Origin of the sequence: Mycetocola zhadangensis (assembly GCF_003668565.1) — a bacterium.
In the GTDB taxonomy this organism is placed as follows: domain Bacteria; phylum Actinomycetota; class Actinomycetes; order Actinomycetales; family Microbacteriaceae; genus Mycetocola_A; species Mycetocola_A zhadangensis.
Genome location: NZ_RCWJ01000001.1, coordinates 559,093 through 577,312, shown reverse-complemented (window position 1 = coordinate 577,312; position 18,220 = coordinate 559,093). Strand labels below are relative to the sequence as shown.

Annotated in this window: 17 protein-coding genes and 1 tRNA gene; 3 read left to right on the top strand and 15 right to left on the bottom strand. The window is 63.6% G+C overall.

The annotated features are described in order from the left end of the window. Positions 1–4 precede the first annotated feature (4 nt). A complete protein-coding gene (locus tag D9V28_RS02800) occupies positions 5–1,150 on the top strand; it encodes an ROK family transcriptional regulator (protein ID WP_121658167.1) in 1,146 nt (381 codons plus the stop codon). A gap of 232 nt (positions 1,151–1,382) precedes the next feature. Here the strand turns inward: D9V28_RS02800 and D9V28_RS02795 are convergent. The 7 genes from D9V28_RS02795 to D9V28_RS02765 form a co-directional block, all read right to left on the bottom strand. Further along, positions 1,383–1,454, bottom strand: a tRNA-Gln gene (locus D9V28_RS02795). Positions 1,455–1,512: 58 nt separating this feature from the next. Further along, a complete protein-coding gene (locus D9V28_RS02790) occupies positions 1,513–2,421 on the bottom strand; it encodes an NAD(P)/FAD-dependent oxidoreductase (protein WP_121658166.1) in 909 nt (302 codons plus the stop codon). After that, positions 2,418–3,938, bottom strand: coding sequence for a glutamate--tRNA ligase (gltX, locus tag D9V28_RS02785; RefSeq protein WP_121658165.1), 1,521 nt, complete (start codon positions 3,936–3,938; stop codon positions 2,418–2,420). The genes D9V28_RS02790 and gltX overlap by 4 nt, the downstream gene beginning before the upstream one ends. Positions 3,939–3,983: 45 nt before the next feature. Then, positions 3,984–4,742: a fumarylacetoacetate hydrolase family protein gene (locus D9V28_RS02780; protein ID WP_121658164.1), complete on the bottom strand. Its 759-nt coding sequence runs from the start codon at positions 4,740–4,742 to the stop codon at positions 3,984–3,986. Between the two features lie 18 nt (positions 4,743–4,760). Then, positions 4,761–5,879 carry a branched-chain amino acid aminotransferase gene (locus D9V28_RS02775; RefSeq protein ID WP_121658163.1) on the bottom strand — a complete coding sequence of 373 codons (1,119 nt, stop codon included), beginning with the start codon at positions 5,877–5,879 and terminating at the stop codon, positions 4,761–4,763. A gap of 47 nt (positions 5,880–5,926) precedes the next feature. Further along, entirely contained in the window at positions 5,927–6,982 is a 1,056-nt protein-coding gene (locus D9V28_RS02770) for a 3-isopropylmalate dehydrogenase (protein ID WP_121658162.1), read from the bottom strand. 46 nt (positions 6,983–7,028) lie between these two features. Further along, on the bottom strand, positions 7,029–8,579 hold the full coding sequence (locus D9V28_RS02765; protein ID WP_121658161.1) for an MFS transporter: 1,551 nt from the start codon (positions 8,577–8,579) through the stop codon (positions 7,029–7,031). Positions 8,580–8,648: 69 nt separating this feature from the next. On the opposite strand from D9V28_RS02765, the gene D9V28_RS16400 reads away from it, so the two are divergent. Both D9V28_RS16400 and D9V28_RS02755 read left to right on the top strand, forming a co-directional pair. After that, positions 8,649–9,239, top strand: coding sequence for a TetR/AcrR family transcriptional regulator (locus D9V28_RS16400; RefSeq protein WP_280524726.1), 591 nt, complete (start codon positions 8,649–8,651; stop codon positions 9,237–9,239). Positions 9,240–9,326: 87 nt separating this feature from the next. After that, positions 9,327–9,575 (top strand): DUF6458 family protein, encoded by a 249-nt coding sequence (locus tag D9V28_RS02755; protein ID WP_121658159.1) that lies wholly within the window; start codon positions 9,327–9,329, stop codon positions 9,573–9,575. Positions 9,576–9,639: 64 nt separating this feature from the next. Here D9V28_RS02755 and serA read toward each other — a convergent pair whose 3' ends face one another. The 8 genes from serA to otsB form a co-directional block, all read right to left on the bottom strand. Further along, the gene (serA, locus tag D9V28_RS02750) at positions 9,640–11,229 is read right to left on the bottom strand and encodes a phosphoglycerate dehydrogenase (RefSeq protein WP_121658158.1); all 1,590 of its coding nucleotides are present in this window, start codon (positions 11,227–11,229) and stop codon (positions 9,640–9,642) included. An 89-nt stretch (positions 11,230–11,318) separates the two neighbouring features. Continuing rightward, the gene (locus tag D9V28_RS02745) at positions 11,319–11,666 is read right to left on the bottom strand and encodes a hypothetical protein (protein ID WP_121658157.1); all 348 of its coding nucleotides are present in this window, start codon (positions 11,664–11,666) and stop codon (positions 11,319–11,321) included. Further along, positions 11,663–12,136, bottom strand: coding sequence for a DNA polymerase III subunit gamma/tau (locus D9V28_RS02740; RefSeq protein ID WP_121658156.1), 474 nt, complete (start codon positions 12,134–12,136; stop codon positions 11,663–11,665). Before D9V28_RS02740 ends, D9V28_RS02745 begins: the two co-directional genes overlap by 4 nt. A gap of 96 nt (positions 12,137–12,232) precedes the next feature. After that, a complete protein-coding gene (ilvC, locus tag D9V28_RS02735; RefSeq protein WP_342353046.1) occupies positions 12,233–13,342 on the bottom strand; it encodes a ketol-acid reductoisomerase in 1,110 nt (369 codons plus the stop codon). After that, entirely contained in the window at positions 13,330–13,839 is a 510-nt protein-coding gene (ilvN, locus tag D9V28_RS02730) for an acetolactate synthase small subunit (protein WP_121658154.1), read from the bottom strand. The genes ilvC and ilvN overlap by 13 nt, the downstream gene beginning before the upstream one ends. A gap of 2 nt (positions 13,840–13,841) precedes the next feature. Further along, positions 13,842–15,638: an acetolactate synthase large subunit gene (locus D9V28_RS02725; RefSeq protein ID WP_229727755.1), complete on the bottom strand. Its 1,797-nt coding sequence runs from the start codon at positions 15,636–15,638 to the stop codon at positions 13,842–13,844. Positions 15,639–15,709: 71 nt separating this feature from the next. Then, positions 15,710–17,404: a dihydroxy-acid dehydratase gene (ilvD, locus tag D9V28_RS02720; protein ID WP_121658152.1), complete on the bottom strand. Its 1,695-nt coding sequence runs from the start codon at positions 17,402–17,404 to the stop codon at positions 15,710–15,712. Between the two features lie 35 nt (positions 17,405–17,439). Next, the gene (gene otsB, locus D9V28_RS02715) at positions 17,440–18,213 is read right to left on the bottom strand and encodes a trehalose-phosphatase (protein WP_229727701.1); all 774 of its coding nucleotides are present in this window, start codon (positions 18,211–18,213) and stop codon (positions 17,440–17,442) included. Positions 18,214–18,220 lie beyond the last annotated feature (7 nt).

Genomic DNA, 18,220 nt, shown 5'->3' with positions numbered 1-18,220 from the left:
GTGAATGCCCGGACCAGGCGATGTGCTGGCACTCATTCGAGAGCACGGCAAACTTACGCGCGGCGACGTACTCAACCTCACGGGCCTGTCCCGTATGACGGTCTCATCACGCATCGACGCATTGCTCGATGTGGGGCTAATCGTCGAGCGAGGGACTGAACGCGTCACGGGCGGCCGCCCATCCAGACGGCTCGAATTCAACACCTCACACGCCACCATTGTGACGGCCTCGGTCGAGACGACCCACACGACGGTTGCCCTGACAGACTTAGCGGGTCGCGTGCGAGCAGAGGAGCGTGTCGCTGTCGCGGTCGCCGATGGACCCGACGTCGCCCTCAATGCAATAGCCGAGCGTGCACGGTCGCTTCTCGGCGGCGAAGGCGACCGCACCCAGGTAGCAGCCATCGGGATCAGTGTGCCAGGCCCAGTCGACCCTGACACGGGTCGGCCGAGCCAGCCACCCATCATGCCCGGCTGGGACGCCTACCCGGTACCCGAGCACCTCCGCGACGCGCTCGGGGTTCCAGTTCTCGTCGGGAATGACGCTGACGCTGCCGCTCTGGGTGAGCAGCGCACCGCTTACCCTGATTCCCGGTCGCTGTGCTTCATCAAGGTGTCGTCAGGAATCGGCACCGGAATCGTCCTCGGCGGGAACGTTTACAGGGGTACCGATGGCGGCGCCGGCGACATCGGGCACGTCAAGATCGCCGGGTACGAGCACCTACTGTGCCATTGCGGCGCCTACGGATGCCTCGCCGCTGTCGCTTCCGGAGGTGCCGTCGCGCGTGCGCTCACAGAGCTGGGAAAGCCGGCCACATCCGGTTCTGACGTTGGCAAATACCTCGCAGCAGGCGACACCGACGCGGCAAGGTTGACGCAGGAGGCGGGCCGGGTCATCGGCGGAGTCGTCGCGACCGTCGTGTCGCTCCTCAACCCTGCCGAGGTGATTCTCGGGGGCATGCTTTCGTCAGCGCCCCTACTGACCGGTGTGCGCGAGACGCTCTATCCTCGTTCCCTCCCTCGAGCAACCCGGCACCTGAGCGTCAGGCTCGCCACGCTCGGACAACACGGAGCTACCGTCGGCCTCGCGGCCCTCGTCGTGGACCGCGAGTACTCGGCCGCAGCTGTGGACCGCTATTTGAGCAATTGAGGACGGACAGTATGGACTGATTGATTCTCCTCATGTCGACTTCTTCAGTGCACGATCCGACATCGGCGTGGACGCCTAAGCGACCGAAGTGCCAGTCGAACGCGAAGTGCTCACTCTTCACGTTTGCGGGAAGAAACGGGCGACGGACCGTTACCTTCACGAGGTAGGGGGATCTGGGTTCATAGCGCGGCCCGCATACGCAAAAACCCCCGCCGTGGCGAGGGTTTTACTGCTGGGGTACCTGGACTCGAACCAAGAACAAATGAACCAGAATCATCCGTGTTGCCAATTACACCATACCCCAATGGCCGAAAGTGTTACCCCCAGCCGAGAGTCAACTGTAGCCTAACCGCGACCCACTCTCAAATTGAGTCGCGGACGATGGCCGCCGAGACCTGCGCGCCGGCGCCGGCAGCGACGATGAGCTGCTCCGGACCCGGAGGAGTGATGTCTCCAGCGGCATATAAACCAGGAACGCTCGTGCGGCCACCCGCGTCAACCAGGAGCAGTCCGCGCTCGTCTGTGAGGGGCTGGAGGGTATCCAGGTAGCCATGGGTCGCGTGCCACAGCGGGCGCACGAAGCCACCGGTTCGCGGTACCACTGTTCCGTCGACGAGGCGCAGCCCGGTGAGCGCTCCTCGGTCTCCGACAAACTCAGCCACCTCGCGTCGCTCGACAGGAATATTCCGCGCCGCAAGCATCCGCTCGTCGGAATATGTCACTTCACCCACACCGTTGGTGAACACGACGACGTCGTCTGACCACACAGTTGCCAGAAGTGCGCGGTCAGCGAGGTCGTCGCTCTCGCCGATAATGGCGAGCTGCTCCCCCGCCTTTTCGTAACCGTCGCACTCGTAGCAGCTGTGCAGTGCCGTGCCGTAGTAGGCGCGCATGTTGCCGATGGCCGGCAGCGTCTCGGTGAGTCCGGTTGCCACGAGTACCCGTCGCGTGGTGACGTCGCGGTCAGCCGAGCCGCGGATGCCGTCCGCCTCAACCCGAAAGCCCTGATCGAGCGGACTGACCCGGGTGACGGTAGCGAACTGCACCTCGGCGTCGTCGTATCCGGCAACTTCCTCGCGGCCCATCTTCCGCAACTCGAGCGGTGAGACGCCGTCGCGCGTGAGAAACCCGTGCGAGTTCAGGGTGGCTGCGTTCCGCGGACGGTTGCCGTCGAGCACAAGCACCCGCTGGCGGGCGCGCACAAGGTTGAGAGCGGCGGAGAGCCCGGCCGGGCCCCCGCCGATCACGACGACGTCGAAGTCCGTGCTCACGACGCGAGGTGCGCCTTGAGCCGCTCGAGGCGAGCGAGGGCGTCGGCTTTTCCGAGGATCTGCATGGACTCAAAGAGCGGCGGAGACACCCGGCGCCCCGAAACGGCAACGCGGAGCGGCCCGTACGCAATGCGCGGCTTGAGGCCGAGCCCCTCGATGAGCGTCGCGGCGAGGGCGCCCTGGAGCGTCTCGGCGGTCCAGTCGGCGTCGGTCACATCAGTGAGCGACGCGATCGATGCGTCCAGCACCTCAGAGGCGTTCTGCGGGAGGCTCTTCAGCGCGTCGTCCTGATAAGCAAACCCCGTGGCATCCGTGAAGAGGAATCCGAGCATGCCCGGAGCTTCCCCAAGCAAGCCGATGCGCTCCTGAACGAGGGGCGCCGCTTCGGCAAGGATTCGACGCTGGTTTTCGGTCAGCGGTTCGGTGAGGATGCCAGCACTTACGAGATACGGAATCGTGCGCTCAGCGAAGTCATCGGCTGCGAGCAGTCGAATGTGGTCTCCGTTGATGGACTCCGCCTTTTTGAGGTCGAAGCGGGCGGGGCTCGGGTTGACGTTGACGACGTCGAATGCTGCAACCATCTCGTCGAGCGAGAACACGTCACGGTCGGCGGAAAGCCCCCAGCCGAGCAACGCCAGGTAGTTGACCAGGCCCTCGGGGATGAATCCGCGGTCCTTGTGGTGGAACAGGTTCGACTCGGGGTCGCGCTTGGACAGCTTCTTGTTGCCCTCACCCATGACGTAGGGCAGGTGGCCGAAGCGCGGTACGAACGTGGTCAGTCCGATGTCGATGAGAGCGTGGTACAGCGCGATCTGTCGCGGGGTCGACGGCAGCAGGTCCTCGCCGCGGAGGACATGGGTGATACCCATGAGCGCGTCGTCGACGGGGTTCACGAACGGGTATAGCGGCTGACCGTTTGGGCGAACCACGACAAAGTCGGTGAACGAACCGGCCGGGAAGGTAATCTCGCCACGAACGAGGTCGTCGAAGCTGAGGTCGGCGTCCGGCACCCGGAGACGAAGCGCCGGCGAACGGCCTTCGGCACGGAACGCAGCCTTCTGCTCGTCGGTCAGGTCGCGGTCAAAGTTGTCGTAACCGAACTGCTTGGGCCTACCGGCAGCCTCGTTGCGCGCATCGATCTCTTCGGCGTTCGAGAAGCTTTCGTAGACGTGACCAGCGGCCTTGAGCTGCTCGATCACACCGGAGTAGATCTCGGAGCGCTGCGACTGCCGGTATGGACCCTGGTCTCCCCCGACGCCTTCACCCTCATCCCAGTCGATCTTCAGCCAGCGAAGAGCATCGAGGATCTGCTGATAGCTTTCCTCGCTGTCCCTGGCGGCATCCGTGTCTTCAATCCGGAAGACCAGTTTGCCCCCGGTGTGCCGCGCATATGCCCAGTTGAAGAGGGCTGTGCGGATCAGACCGACGTGGGGCGTACCCGTCGGGGACGGGCAAAATCGGACGCGAACGTCTGTGCCGGTGGCCGTGGAGAACTGGGGTGTAGTTGCGCTTGACATCGGACCCAATCCTAGTCGCTCGGCGCTGCGAACCCCGGAATTCCGCTAGACCGCAGAGTTCCGCAGCGTGCCGAGCCCGCTGATCTCGACCTCGACAACATCGCCGGACACAATCGGACCGACGCCGGCAGGTGTGCCGGTGAGAATCACGTCGCCTGGCAGCAGCGTGAACACAGCTGATGCGTAGGCGATGATCTCGGCGACCGAGTGAATCATGTCGGTCAGCGGTGCGTTTTGTCGAACGTCGCCGTTCACCCGGGTCTCGAGGGTTGCGCCGTCGAACGTGAGCTCGGTCTCAATGACGGGGCCGAGCGGGCAGAACGTGTCAAAACCCTTGGCCCGCGTCCATTGGCCGTCCGACCGCTGGAGGTCGCGCGCCGTGACGTCGTTTCCGATCGTGTACCCGAAGATGACGCTGTCGGCGTCCTCCGCCCGAACGTTCTTCGCGACCGAACCGATGATCACGGCGAGTTCACCCTCGTGCTCGACCTGCTTCGACAACGACGGCAGGGCGATGCGATCGTTCGGGCCGATCACCGAGGTATTCGGTTTGAGGAAAAGCAGTGGCTCCTCTGGAGCCTCTCCGCCCATCTCCTTCGCGTGGTCGGCATAGTTCTTGCCGACGCACACGACCTTCGACCGCGGGATCACCGGCGCGAGAAGAACGGCGTCGGCGAGCGGCACCCGCTCACCGGTCGTCTCGAACCCCGAGAACATCGGGTCGCCGGCGAGAACAACAAAGTCCGTCTCGTCGAGAATGCCGAAGTTGATGGCGCCGTCGTGGCTGAAGCGTGCGATTTTCACAGGATTCCTTCTGTCGGGTTAGGCGTCGAGCCTGTACAGCCAGCCGTGAGTGTCCTCGCGGCGACCGTACTGAATGTCTGTCAGTTCATCACGGATGCTCATGGTCAGTTCTCCGGGAAGCGCGTCTGGCGATCCGATTGAGAAGTCCGGCCCTTTGAGTTCAGCGATCGGGGTGATGACCGCAGCGGTCCCGCAGGCGAACACCTCGGTAATGTCCCCGGACTCCACACCGGCGCGCCACTCGTCGACGGTGACTTCCCGCTCTTCAACGTCGAAGCCGCGGTCGCGAACGAGCTGGATGATGCTGTCACGTGTGACACCCTCGAGAATGCTCCCTGTGAGTTCGGGCGTCACCACCTTGTTGTCCTTGTGCACGAAGAAGATGTTCATGCCGCCGAGCTCTTCGATGCGGTTGTTGGACTCAGCATCGAGGAACAGCACCTGTGCGCAACCGTTCTCCGCAGCTTCCTGCTGGGGCAGCAGCGACGCAGCGTAGTTGCCGCCGCATTTGGCCGCTCCGGTTCCGCCGCGAGCTGCGCGGCTGTATGACGTGGAGAGCCAGATCGACACTGGCTTCACACCGCCGTGGAAGTACGCTCCCGCCGGGCTGGCGATGACGTAGTAACCGACCCGCTGCGCGGCCCTCACACCGAGGAACGACTCGTTGGCGATCATGAATGGGCGAAGGTACAGGCTCGTGTCTTCGCCGTCAGGCACCCAGGAGATGTCCGCGCGGACGAGCTGGGTGATTGACTCGAGAAAGTCATCGACGCTCAGTTCGGGCAGGGCGAGCCGGTGAGCTGAACGCTGGAACCGCTCAGCGTTCTTCTCGGGCCGGAACGTCCACACCGATCCATCAGCGTGGCGGTATGCCTTGAGGCCTTCGAAGATCTCCTGGGCGTAGTGAAGAACGGATGCTGCTGGGTCAAGTTGTAAAGGACCGTACGGCTGCACGCGGGCATCGTGCCAACCCTCCTCGACCGTCCAGTCGATGGCGACCATGTGATCGGTGAAGTGCTTCCCGAACCCGGGGTTGGCGAGAATGACTTCCCGTTCGGCCTCTGCGACAACACTGTCACTCGGCCGCTGCTCAAAGGACAGAGGGAAGTATTCGGTTTCGGTTTCTGCGAGTGCCATGGTTACGATCCTTCGGTGAGCTGATGCTCGTGTTTTTCGCGATTTGTCTAGTGTGCTCCGATAGCGCGAGCGATGGCATCCCCGATTTCAGAGGTGCTTCGCACGCGAGAATCCCGCAGGGCGATGTCTGCGGTGACAGCAGTGGTCACCGCAGCGGATTCTTCCGCGAGGCCCAGGTGCTCGAGCAGGAGCGCGACGCTGAGGATGGCGGCGGTCGGGTCCGCTTTCTGCTGCCCGGCGATGTCGGGAGCTGAACCGTGGACCGGCTCGAACATGCTCGGGAACGCGCCATCCGGGTTGATGTTTCCCGAGGCCGCGAGCCCGATACCACCGCTGATTGCGCCGGCCAGGTCTGTGAGGATGTCGCCGAAGAGGTTGTCCGTGACGATGACGTCAAATCTAGCAGGGTCCGTCACAAGGAAGATCGTCGCCGCGTCTACGTGGAGGTAATCAACGGTGACCGTCGGGAACTCGGCAGCAACGTCGTTCACGATGCGCTGCCACATGCCCCCAGCGAAGGTAAGCACGTTCGTCTTGTGCACGAGCGTGAGCTTGTTGCGTCGCTGTGCGGCCTGGGCGAAGGCGAACCGCACAACGCGCTCGACGCCGAACGCGGTGTTGACCGACACCTCGTTTGCCACCTCGTGAGGTGTGCCGCGACGAATCGCGCCGCCGTTTCCGACATACGGCCCCTCTGTTCCCTCGCGCACCACCACGAAGTCGACGTCGCCTGCGTCGGCGAGGGGGCTCGGAACACCCGGGTACACACGGGTTGGGCGCAGGTTCACGTAGTGATCGAGAGCGAAGCGCAGCCCGAGCAGAAGTCCGCGTTCGATGTTGGCGTCTTTCAAGCGCGGATCCCCGGGAACGCCGCCGACGGCTCCGAGAAGAATGGCGTCGTGCGCCGAGATGCTCGCCAGGTCCTCAGCCGTCAGCACATCGCCGGTTTCGAGGAACCGGGTCGCTCCGAGTGAGAACCAGGTCTTCTCGAAGACCGTCCCGCTCGCCGCCGTCACCGCGTCGAGCACCTTGACGGCCTCTGCGACGACCTCCGGGCCAATCCCGTCTCCTGGAATTACAGCGAGTTTGACGGGACCGGGCATGTGCGCTCCATGTGTGCGAGAAGGCGAGTGTGAACTGATTCCCAGCCTACTGCGCCGTTTCGCTGCCGCCCCGCACGTTGCGGAGCGCCAACGCCCCGACCGCGCCGGCCGCAACGATGAAGCCGAAGCCGACCCAAGCGGCGAGACCGACGCCGCTGTCGAACGCGACGCGCGCCGACTCGAGGAGCGTCGCCCCAACGTCCGCGGGCAGTTCACCCGCAACAGAGACCGCTCCGCCGAGCGTTTCCGACGCCGCTCGACTTTGCTCGGCCGAGAGGTTCTCCGGCACGACGACCGCGTTGCGATAGGACGCCGTGAGGATCGTTCCGAGCGTCGCTGTTCCGAGAACGGCACCGAGCTCATACGCGGTTTCGGAAACGGCAGACGCCGCCCCGGCTTTCGCAGCCGGCGCGTGGGCAAGCACGAGTTCGTTCGACACGGTTTCGGCAGAGCCGATGCCAAGGCCGAGCGCCACGAAGCACAGGGCAATTCCGGTGGCCGTGATGTCGCCGCCGGTCAGGGCGATGGCACCGTAGCCGAGGGCGGAGAACGACAACGCGACAGGAATGACGATCGACGGACGCACCCGCGCGGCGACGGGCACGATCACGAGCCCCGCCACGATCATCGTGAGCAGCCCGGGCACGAGCGCCAAACCGGCGGCGAGCGGTGCCAGCCCAAGCACAAGCTGCAGGTGCTGGGTGACGAAGAACAGCCCACCGACGAGGGCGATCACGCTGAACAGGTTGACCACGATCGCGCCGCTGAACTGCGGAATGCGAAACAGGGCCATGTCGATCATCGGAGTCTCGACCCGGGACTGCCGACGCACGAACACCACACCGGCAAGCACAGCACCGGCGATGCAGAGCACGGAAATCACGTCGATGCCCTCGGTCGCCGCGTGTTTGATGCCGTAGACGAGCGGAAACATGGTGACAAGAGAAAGGACAATGCTGATCGGGTCGAGTCGACCCGGGTGCGGGTCGCGGGACTCAGGAACGAGGAACGGCGCAAGAAGAAGCAGCGGAACAAGAACGGGCACGGCGATGAGGAACACCGATCCCCACCAGAGGTGCTCGAGCAGCAGACCACCGATCACCGGTCCGAGCGCACTCCCAGCGGCAAATCCGCTCGCCCACACGGCAACAGCCAGGCGCCGCTGCTCACGGTCGGTGAAGATGTTGCGGATGAGCGACAGAGTCGACGGCATCAGCATTGCGCCGAAGAAGCCCAGTATCGCGCGGGCGCCGATGAGCAGCTCGATCGACGGGGCGAACGCCGCGATGATCGACACAACCCCGAATCCGGCCGATCCGATCAGAAGCAGTCTCCTCCGGCCAACCCTGTCGCCGAGGCTTCCCATCGAGACGAGCAGCCCCGCGAGCACCAGCGGATAGATGTCGATCATCCACAGCAATTGTGTTCCGCTCGGTGTGAGGTCCTCCGAGATTGCCGGAAGCGCAAAGTTCAACACCGTGTTGTCGACCGAGACGAGCAGCACCGGGAGCATGAGCACCGCGAGGGCCGCCCATCCACGTACTCCGACCTTCGCCCCGAGAGAAGCGGTTTCTGTTGTCGAGTGTGTGGTTGTCATGCCGGGGAATTACCTTTCAAAGCTGCGGACGCCTGAATTACTGTACCGGCTGGACGGTACACTAGACAAATGACGTCTGCTGCAGAGCGATACGATAAGCGGATGCCACGGCCTGCGTCGACATCGGACCGAATCCTCGTTGCCTACGAAGACCTCCTCATTGAGGTGGGTGAGCGGGGCGCGACACTCGATGCGGTTGCGTCGCGTGCCGGTGTGTCCAAGGGGGGCCTGCTCTACCACTTCGGGTCGAAGGACGCGTTGTCCGCCGGGCTGGTTGAACGACTGAGGGGCCTCACCGAGGCCGACCTGTTCCTGATGAAAGCGGCACCGGCAGGGCCTGTCGACTACCTCATCCGCACGTCGATCGACGCGGCGAGCCAGCTCGACCGTTCGCTCATCGCGACCTCCCGCCTCGCACAGGCCGCCGATGCCCGAGCAAGCGAGGCTCTCGCCACCATCCGCACGTCCTGGCTGACCCTCATCACCGACGCGGTCGGCGACCCCGCTGTCGCTCGCGCCATCGTCCTGGTCAGCGACGGCCTGTACTTCAACTCGGCGATGCTCGGCATGGGAACCCCAGATCCCGCCGACGTGTCTCCCGAAGGAATCGAGAGCCTTCTCACAGTTCTGGCCCGTTTTTCCACCCCTAGCGCGGGTTAACGCCTCCCAAGTAATGTGTCGGCAGGTCGGTTACGGCCGGCCCAACGTCGATTCACACAGAATCCGCAGAATTAGAGGAGCAGCACGATGAGTATTGGTTTGGGAATCTTCCTGATGGCGGTCGGCGCGATCCTCACCTTCGCCGTCAACATCTCCGTCGAATGGCTCGACCTCGACCTGATCGGCTACATCCTGATGGGCGCCGGTCTCGTGGTCTTCATCGTCGGACTGGCTCTTCTCACCCGCAAGCGCCGCTCGGTCGTCACCAACCGCAGCACGGTCGACCCGGCCACCGGTGGCCGCATCGACACGGCGGAGCGTAACGACACGCTGTAGACCAGCGAAACGTAAAAGGGAGGGCAACGGTTGTTGCCCTCCCTTTACGTTTGTGTCCGGGGTTTTACTCGGTGATATCGATCTCGCGAAGGATCGTCGCGTCGATGTCAGCGCGAACGGCCTCGAGAATTTCGTCTGGCACTGGCGAGTCGACGGTCAGCACGCTGAGCGCCTGTCCACCGGCTTCGCGGCGTGCAACCTGCATACCGGCGATGTTGATCGATGCCTCGCCGAAACGGCGGCCGTAAACGGCGACGATTCCGGGACGGTCCGTGTAGAGCATGACGATGTGGTGGTTCGAGATCGGAACCTCAACGTCGTAGCCGTTGATCTCAACGAGCTTCTCGATCTGCTTGGTACCCGTCAGCGTTCCGGAGACCGACACCTGGGAACCGTCGCTCAACGCACCGCGCAGGGTAATGACATTGCGGTATTCGTTGCTCTCGGCATCCGTTATCAATCGAACGACAATGCCGCGCTGCTCGGCGAGCAGCGGCGCGTTGACGTACGACACGGTCTCGCTCACGATGTTGGTGAAGATGCCCTTGAGCGCGGCCAGCTTGAGCACACTGACGTCGTAATCGTTGAGCTCACCGTGCACCTCGACGTCGATGCTCGTAAGCGGCGACGTCGTGAGGGACGCGAAGATCTGGCCGAGCTTCTCGACAAGCGGAATGCCTGGGCGGACGTAGGGGTCGATGACGCCGCCCGCGACGTTCACGGCGTCTGGTACCAGCTCACCGCCGAGGGCCAGTCGCACGGACTTGGCGACGGAGACACCGGCCTTCTCCTGCGCCTCATCTGTCGACGCTCCGAGGTGAGGCGTCACGATGATGTTGGGGAGGGAGAGGAGCTTGTCGTCCGTCGGCGGCTCGGAGACGAACACGTCGAGGCCAGCGCCAGCGATGGTTCCGTCGAGCAGAGCGTCGTACAGTGCGTCCTCGTCGATGAGTCCACCTCGAGCGACGTTGACGATGTACGCCGTCGGCTTCATCAGTGCGAACTGCTCAGTGCTGATCATGCCTGTGGTTTCCGGGGTCTTCGGCATGTGGATCGTGATGAAGTCCGACTGGGCCAGGAGCTCGTCGAGGGTCACGAGCTGCACGCCGAGCTGCTGTGCGCGCGCGCTCGTGACGTAGGGGTCGTATGCGATGACGTTTGTGCCGAATGCCTGCATGCGCGCGGTGATCAGCGCACCGATGCGGCCGAGGCCGATGATGCCGATGGTCTTTTCGTAGAGCTCGGTGCCTGTGTACTTCGAGCGCTTCCACTGCGAGCCCGCCAGCGCGTTGTGCGCCTGCGGAATGTGGCGGGCCAGGCTGAGGATGTGTCCGACGGTGAGTTCGGCGGCCGAGATGATGTTCGAGGTCGGCGCGTTCACGACCATGACGCCCGCTGTTGTGGCGGCCTTGATGTCGACATTGTCGAGCCCGACGCCGGCGCGCGCGATCACCTTGAGGTGCGGTGCAGCCGCGATGGCTTCCGCGTCGACCTTCGTGGCCGAACGCACAAGAACGGCGTGTGCATCAGCGAGAGCCGCGAGGAGCGCGGGCCGGTCGGTTCCGTCGACGTTGCGGACGTCGAAATCGGGCCCGAGGGCATCAACGGTCGCTGGGGAGAGTTCTTCGGCGATCAACACGACCGGTTTTGACACAGATGAATCCTTTGTTTGCAACGGGGACGTCGGGCGCCGCAGCGGTCGGAGCGCTCGTACTGTCGACTTTACTCGGTCCGGTCGGCGTATTACGTCAGCAGGGACCCGGCACCGAAGAGGGCGACGATGTCGAGTGCCACCACCGCTGAGACGCCGAGGCCCGTGAGGTAAAGCAGGACCTGTGCGAGCAGATCCCTCGTGCGGCCGAGGCGAAACGCCAGCAGGAACACGGCGATCGGAATCAGGACGCCGATGCTGAGCACGATCCAGCCGAAGACCGAGATTGCGGTGTCGGTGTCGGACACCAGCCAGCTGATGCCGAGGATGTTGCCCACGGCCTCCCACGCGTCGTACGCGAAGAAGAGGCCGAAGACGACGGCGAGGGTTGTCGTGACCCAGCGCGGGACGCGTGGTCGAGCGGGTGCGCTCTCGGTCATGCGGCACCCCCGACGAGGAACGGCACCGGAATGAGAACGACCACGCCGACAGCGAGCGCGATCAGGCGGACACGGGATGACACGGCTCCCCTGGTGAGCCAGAGGACGGTGCCGAACCAGAGAGCGGGTGCAAGCACGGCAAACCACAGTCCGACGGTGTACATCACCCCGCCGATGATGTCGGTGGGCGTGGCCGAGTCCCTTTGCGCCGCAATCAGCCAGCCAATGATGTAAAGGAGGTACACCCCGCCGAGAATGCCGTGCACAACCAGGGCCACGGAGCCCATCTGGACGCGGGGCTGAGCGTCACCTGTAACGGTGGGCGTCCCGGGTTTGCCGACCACTCGCCATCCGGGCGCCACCTTCGGGCGTGGCGCTGTCGCGCTGGCGGTCGGCTCTGACGCTGAGGTTTGCGCTGGTTCGTCGTCACCGGCCCAGGTCAGGGCCTCGTCATCACTGTCTCGGGGCATGGCATCCAGAATACTGTGGCAAACGACAATCGCCCGCTCCCCCGCCTGCCGTGCGAACGGCCAGGGTGGGGAACGGGCGAGAACGTCAGGAAGCGACTAGCGCGCAACCGATCCGTCTGTGTAGTCGTCGTCGTTCGAGGCGTTCCATGCGAAGAGCTTGCGCAGTTCGCGGCCGGTCTCCTCGATCGGGTGAGCTTCGCCCTTGGCGCGCAGCTCCAGGAACTCCGGAGCTCCAGCGTCCTGGTCGTCGATGAAGCGCTTGGCAAAGGCACCGGACTGGATGTCGGCGAGAACGGCCTTCATGTTCTCCTTGACCGACGGGTCGATAACGCGGGGGCCCGAAACGTAGTCGCCGTACTCTGCCGTGTCTGAGACGCTCCAGCGCTGCTTGGCGATGCCGCCCTCCCACATGAGGTCAACGATGAGCTTGAGCTCGTGCAGCACCTCAAAGTAGGCAACCTGCGGCTGGTAGCCGGCTTCGGTGAGGACCTCGAAGCCGTACTGCACGAGCTGCGAGGCGCCACCGCAGAGCACAGCCTGCTCGCCGAACAGGTCGGTTTCGGTCTCTTCGGTGAAGGTGGTCTTGATTCCACCCGCACGGAGCCCGCCGACGCCCTTGGCGTAGCTGAGCGTGAGCGGCCAGGCGTTGCCCGATGCGTCCTTCTCCACTGCGACGATGACGGGAACGCCTCGTCCTGCTTCGTACTCGCGACGGACCGTGTGGCCTGGGCCCTTCGGGGCGACCATGAGAACGTCGACACCCTCGGGCGCCTCGATGTAGCCGAAACGAATGTTGAAGCCGTGGCCGAAGACGAGAGCCTTGCCCTCGGACAGCTGGTCCTTGATGGACTCTGCGTAAATGGTGCGCTGGAACTGGTCGGGCGCGAGGATCACGATGACGTCAGCCCAGGCGGCAGCGTCTGAGACGCTCTTGACGACAAAGCCCTGCTCCTCGGCCTTGGCGATCGACTTCGAGCCTTCCTTGAGGCCGATGACGACCTCGACGCCGGAGTCGCGAAGGTTCAGCGCGTGAGCGTGCCCCTGCGAGCCGTATCCAACAACGGCAACCTTCTTGCCCTGGATGATCGAGAGGTCGGCGTCAGCGTCGTAAAAAATCTCAGCCACTTGTTTATCTCCTTGTTGTTGAGGTTGTTGCGTGAGCGTAAGCGCGTGGTGCGCGAAGTGCTCGCGGGTTAGTTCTTGAATACGCGTTCGGTGATTGATTTGGATCCGCGGCCAATGGCGAGCTGCCCGGACTGCGCGAGCTCCTTGATACCGAAGGGCTCGAGCACCCTCAGCAGCGCGTTGGTCTTGCCTGAGTCTCCGGTCACCTCGATCACAACGGCGTCTGTGGCGACGTCTACGACACGAGCGCGGAAAAGGTTGACGGCTTCGAGCACCTGCGAGCGGGTCGTGTTGTCAACGCGCACTTTGATGAGAAGGTGCTCTCGCTGCACGGACTGGGCAGGGTCGAGCTCGACGATCTTGATCACGTTGACGAGCTTGTTGAGCTGCTTCGTGATCTGCTCGAGCGGGAGGCCCTCAACGGTGACGACGACGGTGATCCGGCTGAGCCCTGGTACTTCGCTCTTGCCGACGGCGAGGGACTCGATGTTGAAGCCGCGTCGAGCGAACAGCCCGGCGACACGGGTGAGCAGACCTGGTTTGTCTTCCACGAGCAGGCTCAATACGTGGGTGGTCATCTCTAGGCCTCCTCATCGAACGACGGACTGTGGTCCCTGGCGTACTGCACGTAGCTGTTGCTGACACCCTGGGGAACCATGGGCCAGACCATTGCGTCCGCGCTCACCACGAAGTCGATGACGACGGGTCGATCGTTCGTCTCGAGCGCGAGCTGGATTGCCGCGTCCACTTCGTCGGCCTTGGTCACTCGGATGCCGAGGCAGCCGTATGCTTCAGCGAGCTTCACGAAGTCCGGCACGCGGATGGTGTCGTGTCCGGTGTTCAGGTCGGTGTTCGAATACCGTCCGTCGTAGAACAGCGTCTGCCACTGGCGAACCATGCCGAGCGACGAGTTGTTGATGATCGCCACCTTGATCGGAATCTTGTTGATCGCACAGGTCGCGAGTTCCTGATTTGTCATCTGGAAGCATCCGTCACCATCGATTGCCCAGACCACACGGTCGGGTTCTGCGACCTTGGCGCCCATTGCCGCTGGAACCGAGTACCCCATGGTGCCTGCGCCGCCGGAGTTGAGCCAGGAGTTGGGGCGCTCATACTTGATGAACTGTGCCGCCCACATCTGGTGCTGGCCGACACCGGCAGCGTACACACCCTCCGGACCGGTCAGCGCGCCGATCCGTTCGATGACGTGCTGCGGAGCGAGCAGACCATCTGTCGGCTCGGTGTAACCGAGCGGGAACTCCTCGCGGAGCCCGTTGAGGTACGCCCACCAGGCCTCGTTGTCGGGAGTGGTCTCTCGACGGGCCAGGGTATAGGCGGCGGTCAGGTCGACGATGACGTCCTTGGCATCGCCAACGATGGGAACGTCGGCCGTGCGGATCTTGGAGATCTCGGCGGGGTCGACATCTACGTGGATGACTTTGGCGTGAGGCGCAAACAGCGCGGTCTTGCCGGTGACACGGTCATCGAAACGCGCACCGAGCGCAACAATGAGGTCGGATTCCTGCAGGGCGAGAACCGCGGGAACCGTTCCGTGCATGCCCGGCATCCCGAGGTGCTGCGCGTGCGAGTCAGGGAAAGCTCCGCGAGCCATAAGCGTCGTGACGACCGGGGCTCCACTGAGCTCGGCCAACTCAAGAAGTTCAGCGGACGCTTCAGCGCGAATCACTCCACCACCGACGTAAAGGACGGGCTTCTTCGCTTCGACCATCAGCTGGGCCGCCGCCTGGATCTGCTTGCCGTGTGCCTTCGTCACCGGGCGGTACCCGGGAAGGTCGATCTTGGGTGGCCAGTTGAACGGAACGGTGTCCTGCTGGGCATCCTTGGTGATGTCGACGAGCACTGGTCCAGGTCGACCGGTTGAAGCGATGTGGTACGCCGCCGCGATGGTCGACGGAATCTCGGAAGCATCCGTCACCAGGAAGGAGTGCTTGGTGATCGGCATGGTGATGCCGACGATGTCAGCCTCCTGGAATGCGTCAGTTCCCATCAGGGTGGAGAACACCTGGCCGGTGATCGCGAGAAGCGGCACCGAGTCCATGTGCGCGTCCATGATGGCGGTGACGAGGTTGGTCGCCCCTGGACCGGACGTGGCGATAGCCACTCCAACCTTCCCGGTGGATGCGGCGTAACCTTCGGCCGCATGACCTGCACCCTGCTCGTGGCGAACGAGGATGTGACGAATCTTCGTCGTGTCCATGAGCGGGTCGTAGACAGGAAGGATGGCACCGCCGGGCAGGCCGAAAACGTCGGTGATACCGATCAGTTCCAGCGTGCGGACGACGGCCTGAGCACCGGTCAGCAGTTCCGGCGTCTGATCGCCGCTATTTTGGGCCGCTTTGAGTGTGGATGGCGACATGGCGGGGAAAGAATCCGCAGGCATCGTATGGGTTCCCTTGTGAGAGTGGAGATCTGAATCGGGGCGGCAAATTACCCAGTAATCGCGCCCTCCGCGGCGGAGTGCACGAGCTTGGAGTATTTTGCGAGAACGCCTCGGGTATAGCGCGGGGGAAGCGGTGCCCAGCCGTTGCGGCGGGCGGCCAGCTCTTCTTCGTCGACAAGTAGGTCGAGCGACCGAGCTGCGATATCGACCCGTATCAGATCACCATCGCGCACGAAGGCGATGGGACCAGCGTCCACCGCTTCGGGTGCTATGTGGCCGATGCAGAGGCCGGTTGTGCCGCCTGAGAATCGACCGTCCGTCAATAGTAGTACATCTTTTCCGAGCCCAGCGCCCTTGATGGCGGCTGTGATGGCGAGCATTTCGCGCATGCCAGGACCACCCTTGGGGCCTTCGTAGCGGATGACGATGACGTCTCCAGCGGCGATCTCGCCATTGGTCAAAGCGTCCATGGCGCCACGCTCCCTCTCGAAGACGCGAGCGGGACCCTCAAAGATGTCGGCGTCGAAGCCGGCGGTCTTGACGACAGCACCTTCGGGAGCGAACGAACCGGAGAGGATGGTGATTCCGCCGGTGGCGTGGATCGGGTTATCGAGAGTGCGGATAACCTCGCCGTCGAGCGGCATGGGGTTGAGCGCAGCGAGGTTCTCGGCGACGGTCTTGCCTGTCACGGTCAAGCAGTCTCCGTGGATCAGACCGGCGTCGAGAAGTGCCTTCATGACAACGGGGACTCCACCGTGACGGTCGACGTCGTTCATGACGTACTTGCCGAACGGCTTCAGGTCGCCAATGTGCGGCACCTTGTCTCCGATGCGGTTGAAGTCATCAAGCGTGAGTTCGACCTCAGCCTCGCGAGCGATTGCGAGGAGGTGCAGAACGACGTTCGTCGACCCACCGAATGCCATAGCCACGGCGATCGCGTTCTCGAACGCTTTTTTCGTGAGGATGTCACGTGCTGTGATTCCGAGACGCAGCATGTTGACAACGGCCTCACCTGAGCGGTGAGCGAAGTAGTCGCGGCGGCGGTCCGCCGAGGGCGGGGAAGCCGATCCAGGAAGGCTCATTCCGAGCGCTTCAGCGACTGACGCCATGGTGTTTGCCGTGTACATGCCACCGCAAGCACCTTCACCAGGAGCAATGGCGCATTCAATGCGCTTGAGGTCCTCCTCGCTCATGGTGCCTGCCTTGCACGCACCAACGGCTTCGAACGAGTCGATGATCGTGACGTCTTTTTCGGTGCCGTCGCTGAGCTTGACCCAGCCGGGAGCGATTGAACCGGCGTACAGGAACACGCTGGCGAGGTCGAGTCGCGCCGCTGCCATCAGCATGCCGGGCAGCGATTTGTCGCAGCCAGCCAGGAGAACCGTTCCATCGAGGCGTTCGGCCATGACGACTGTCTCAACCGAGTCTGCGATGACCTCACGCGAGACGAGGGAGAAGTGCATGCCCTCGTGGCCCATGGAGATGCCGTCAGAGACGGAGATGGTTCCGAACTGCAGCGGGTATCCCCCACCTGAGTGCACGCCTTCCTTGGCACCCTGGGCGAGCCGGTCGAGCGACAGGTTGCACGGGGTGATTTCGTTCCAGCTCGACGCGATACCAATCTGGGGCTTGTCCCAGTCTTCGTCGCCCATGCCAACAGCGCGGAGCATTCCACGCGATGTTGTGGCTTCGATTCCGTCTGTGACTGCTCTACTGCGAGGTTTCAGGTCGATCTCTGACATAGATCGAGTCTAGAACCTTGAACATGCCCCAAGATTCATCGGCCGGTGGCGGCGCGCTCCTGAGCCAGGGTGGCCAGCACAGCAGCGACGTCGGCGGGCGACGCAACCCGGTAGTTGGCGACGGTGTCCCCCGGGCCACATTTGAGGGACAGGTCTCCTTCGCCGAGCGCCGCGAAACCGTCCTCGTCGGTGACATCATCGCCGGCGTACAGAACGGCTGTCGCTCCTGTGTAGTCCCGGAGGTGCCGCAAAGCGTCACCCTTGGTGACGGAAAGGATGGAGAACTCGATGACGTCCTTGCCGTCCCGAACCTTGACCTGCAGGTTCGCGTCGGCAACGGCTCGCCTCGCTGCCTCGTTCGCGGCCAGCTCGAGTTCGTCAGGGAGACCCCGAGTATGCAGCGCGAAACCAGCGGGCTTAGCCTCAACCCAGGTGCCCGGGTGTTCCGAACTCACGACCGCGAGCACACCTGACAGGGTCGCAACGCGCGCGCGATCGCCGTCACTGAGGGGCGGGTGGGTGTCGACACCGTCAAATCGATATTCCGCGCCGTGCGATCCAACGAGCAGGATCCCATCCGGCGACTCCGACGCACGTGACAGGCTGTCCACAGCCCTGCCTGAGACGAAAGCCACCGTCGTGTGCGACACCTCAAGCAGCCTCGCTACGGCGTCACGAGCCTCGGGTATCGCCCGCGACTCCTCAGGGTTGTCAACGAACGGCGCGAGGGTCCCATCGAAGTCCAATGCGACCAGGAGATGCTCGGTCGACGCCAGGCGGGTGAGCGCTTCGTCGAGAGTGGGAAACATCGGCTCG

Bases quoted from the DNA above. Each gene is read 5' to 3' on its own strand.
- D9V28_RS16400 (WP_280524726.1), top strand. From the start codon at position 8,649: ATGACGTCTGCTGCAGAGCGATACGATAAGCGGATGCCACGGCCTGCG.
- D9V28_RS02755 (WP_121658159.1), top strand. From the start codon at position 9,327: ATGAGTATTGGTTTGGGAATCTTCCTGATGGCGGTCGGCGCGATCCTC.
- D9V28_RS02765 (WP_121658161.1), bottom strand. From the start codon at position 8,579: ATGACAACCACACACTCGACAACAGAAACCGCTTCTCTCGGGGCGAAG.
- D9V28_RS02800 (WP_121658167.1), top strand. From the start codon at position 5: ATGCCCGGACCAGGCGATGTGCTGGCACTCATTCGAGAGCACGGCAAA.
- D9V28_RS02725 (WP_229727755.1), bottom strand. From the start codon at position 15,638: ATGTCGCCATCCACACTCAAAGCGGCCCAAAATAGCGGCGATCAGACG.
- ilvD (WP_121658152.1), bottom strand. From the start codon at position 17,404: ATGTCAGAGATCGACCTGAAACCTCGCAGTAGAGCAGTCACAGACGGA.
- D9V28_RS02770 (WP_121658162.1), bottom strand. From the start codon at position 6,982: ATGCCCGGTCCCGTCAAACTCGCTGTAATTCCAGGAGACGGGATTGGC.
- D9V28_RS02775 (WP_121658163.1), bottom strand. From the start codon at position 5,879: ATGGCACTCGCAGAAACCGAAACCGAATACTTCCCTCTGTCCTTTGAG.
- D9V28_RS02740 (WP_121658156.1), bottom strand. From the start codon at position 12,136: ATGCCCCGAGACAGTGATGACGAGGCCCTGACCTGGGCCGGTGACGAC.
- gltX (WP_121658165.1), bottom strand. From the start codon at position 3,938: ATGTCAAGCGCAACTACACCCCAGTTCTCCACGGCCACCGGCACAGAC.
- ilvN (WP_121658154.1), bottom strand. From the start codon at position 13,839: ATGACCACCCACGTATTGAGCCTGCTCGTGGAAGACAAACCAGGTCTG.
- otsB (WP_229727701.1), bottom strand. From the start codon at position 18,213: ATGTTTCCCACTCTCGACGAAGCGCTCACCCGCCTGGCGTCGACCGAG.
- D9V28_RS02745 (WP_121658157.1), bottom strand. From the start codon at position 11,666: ATGACCGAGAGCGCACCCGCTCGACCACGCGTCCCGCGCTGGGTCACG.